The 3,101-nt window shown below is 42.3% G+C and carries 3 protein-coding genes; all 3 read right to left on the minus strand.

The features are described from left to right. Positions 1-541 precede the first annotated feature (541 nt). The 3 genes from RDO37_RS10515 to RDO37_RS10525 all read right to left on the minus strand — a co-directional run bounded on the left by RDO37_RS10515 (position 542) and on the right by RDO37_RS10525 (position 2,800). Entirely contained in the window at positions 542-1,138 is a 597-nt protein-coding gene (locus RDO37_RS10515; RefSeq protein WP_308499049.1) for an IS3 family transposase, read from the minus strand. A 305-nt stretch (positions 1,139-1,443) separates the two neighbouring features. Next, positions 1,444-2,001: a hypothetical protein gene (locus RDO37_RS10520; protein ID WP_308499050.1), complete on the minus strand. Its 558-nt coding sequence runs from the start codon at positions 1,999-2,001 to the stop codon at positions 1,444-1,446. 340 nt (positions 2,002-2,341) lie between these two features. Beyond that, positions 2,342-2,800: a hypothetical protein gene (locus tag RDO37_RS10525; RefSeq protein WP_308499051.1), complete on the minus strand. Its 459-nt coding sequence runs from the start codon at positions 2,798-2,800 to the stop codon at positions 2,342-2,344. Between the last annotated feature and the right edge of the window lie 301 nt (positions 2,801-3,101).

The following is a 3,101-nucleotide window of genomic DNA, read 5'->3' on the forward strand; positions in this document are numbered from 1 at the left end:
AACCTGAGGTACCTAAGTCGCAACCAACACCGTACCCCTCGTAAGTGATGGACTCGAGATCTGAGCCTTTACCGCAGCCTAAACGAGCTACAGAGGTGATTTCACAGATTAATTTATGCACCCTAGTCTAAAGGCCAATAATACGTGAACTGACTTATCATTTCTATGGCGATCTCGTAAGATGTTCATTATCACATACAAGCGTTAGCCGCAAAGTGCTCTTTAAAAATTAGTTTGTCATAGACAATTAGAGTATCTAAGGATCACTTTGAAAGATACCTTTGACGTCCCAGGAATCCCTTGAGTATACGCGTAATCTGACATTAACATCTTTGTAGGGGGCTACTAGCAGCAATGATCCCAGCGCTAGAGTGATAAACTAATTTTTAAAGAGCACTATGCGCATAGGCAAGTGGTGAGTTTATAGTATTTGATCCCGGTCGTATCGTAGGATTGCCATAAGACTTTAATGAAGTCATGATAATGAGCACGTACAGGTGCATAAACTACCTCTGTACGCTTTTGCTTGAGCTTGCACATATTAAGCTTTTGCATAGGCTTGGGCTTGAGCATTAGCTTGTGCATATTCCTCATTGAGCTTTTTGACGGCAATGTGTAGGTATTCCTTGGGTGTATGCCACTCAAGACCTGCTTGAATACGTTCTTCGTTGTAGTATTTACAAAAATCCATAGTAAATGCACCAAGCGCCTTAAACGAGGTGAGCTCGGAGTAATAGTAGTTAAAGCACTCGCCTGTGTACCTGCTAAAAAATGAAGTCATTCTATTGTTGCGCTTGAAGCCTTCTTCTGGCATCAATAATCGCTGACTATTCTTTACAAAGTCGATGTACGCTTGATTTTTACTAGCGCCGCGCTGCGTTAGATGTATTGTGGATTGAAGATTTAGGTGAGCGTGAGCAGGAGCGCCTAAATACTTCTCGGCATATCTTAGTGCCTCGAGCACAGGCTTTTCACTAGGATCTTTATCTAGTGTGTAGCTCACAATGAGCCTACTATAGGCCTCGATAACTGGGGTGAAGTAGTAGGTCTTGCGATTGCGAATCCTAAGTTCCATAGTGCCGCATAGCAAGTGCTCATATGGGCGGGTGATGACTAAAGGTTTACTTGAAGTGGGCATGAACTCTCCTGCTCATAGTATGGTGCTAACAGGCTGATGTATTTATCAAAAGTGCATCAGATGTCGCCTCTAATCAGATATGGTCTAGAAGTTAAATTGGTACGCTGATGCGGGGCAGTAAACGTATAGCACTTATGGACTTGTATCTGAGGCACGTACTGCTTTTACCTTAAAGAACTGCCTTAAGTAAGCTAAGCTGAGTATAGCTAAGCTTGGCAGTGTTGATGCCAAGTCATACGCAGCTTAGTTGGTGATGAGCACATTGCAAGCTACATAAAAGCAGCTTTGGCTTAAGTTTTAGATTGTTAACGACTATCAGCGTAGCGCATCAAAGCGCCTTCCAAGAATTGCCTTGGCGTAAGACCAAATAGAGGTTCGTGAGGACGCTCATCGTTATTGTATTGACAATACGTATAAATATAATCATCTAAGACCTTATACGAGGTCAAGTGCCTATAGAAGCGTTCAACAAAATCTTCTGTGAACCTGCGCCAAAACGCAGCCATAACATTTTTGTTCTTGAATGCCTCCACAGGCATCACAAATCGCGAGCTCCTTTCAACATAGTCTATGTATGCCTGATTTTTAGCGGCACCACGCTGAGTAAAATGCACAAAAGATTTATCTGTTACGTGTGGTATTGCCCGATTGACTATACATTCTTCAGCGATTTTGAGTGCTTTAATCACTGAGGCATCACTTTGTGTTTTGCTTAGATCATAGCTCACAATGAATCTACTATAGACTTCCATCACTACGGTCAAGTAATAGGTCTTGCCTTTTGGAGTCGTCAGCTCCTTAGTGCCGCACAGCAAATGCTCATACGGCTTAAATTGGAATGTTTTTGAAACTGATAAGGCCATAATAAGTCCTTTTCATAATGTTATTTAGGTAAAAGCGGTACTCACAGCAATATTGAGTTCACAAAAACTAGGCCCACCCCAACCTCTTAGGCGCGAGCTAATTAAATAATTGTCTCAACTCAACTAAGCTAAGCTTAGCTGAGCTTTACTGAGTGTGAGCTTAGCAAGGCAGTGCATGGCAGGGCAGGGCGCTGTATAAGCAATTAAGTTTGCTAGGCTTATGGCGTGGACATATAGCTTACAGCTTGAATGCTTATGAGCCCCTTGTTTAAGCTTAAAAACATGAAAGGCGCACATTGCTTAGCAGTCTTTGAGGATAGTTGTTTTCTCTTAGGTTTAGTTATCTAAGGGGCTCGGCAATTAGCGCTTCAGGAACACCATCCGCTCTTAAGCGCTGAGCCTTAGCTCTAATCTCTTCCATCTGTTCTTGTGAATAGTACGCACGGCCAGCACGGGGACTTGGGCCTTGAGGAAAGCCAAAGTTAAAAATGGTCATTGGAGGTCTACCGCCAAGTGAAGAGTGTGGCATCTGACAATTGTAGTCGTCCATATTCGCTAGCAAGACATCAGTTAACCTACTCAAGGAGCCAGTCTGGAGGGCTACAAAAGCATATGGTGTTTCCATAAAACGGTTAAAAAATGAGTTGATGTAATTGCTAATATATGAGGTAGATTCAGGAGCCTTGAGCATAGGGTGAGACTCAATGTACTCCTTGTAGATCTTATTATTTGAGCCACCACGCTGACAAAAATAGATAGTGGCAGGTTTTTCAAGCATTCCTGCTATCTTATCTGCCAACCTGATAACCTCGCGTTCGCTATTGTCAAAAGTTGTGTGCAATTGCAACATGGCACGGCTATAAGCATCAAGCACCACCATTAGGTAAACCCAACGTCCCTCGATTTTAACCTTCAGTTCATATGTTCCTACTAATAAGTGCTTTAGCGGCCCTTCAAAATCTCTTTTAACTTTGCTTGCCACTGACATTGGGGAGTTGCCTAAGTAATTAAGAAACAGCCTATTAATCGCATTCAATATGAAAATAGGATGCTCGAATAGTATGTATTTTAAGTATGTAATGGTAACGTTCTGCGCTCAA

This window comes from uncultured Anaerobiospirillum sp. (assembly GCF_902485895.1).
Taxonomy (GTDB): domain Bacteria; phylum Pseudomonadota; class Gammaproteobacteria; order Enterobacterales; family Succinivibrionaceae; genus Anaerobiospirillum; species Anaerobiospirillum succiniciproducens.

What these genes read in the sequence shown, in the direction of transcription:
- RDO37_RS10515 (WP_308499049.1), bottom strand. Translation starts at nt 1,138, where the DNA reads ATGCCCACTTCAAGTAAACCTTTAGTCATCACCCGCCCATATGAGCAC.
- RDO37_RS10520 (WP_308499050.1), bottom strand. Translation starts at nt 2,001, where the DNA reads ATGGCCTTATCAGTTTCAAAAACATTCCAATTTAAGCCGTATGAGCAT.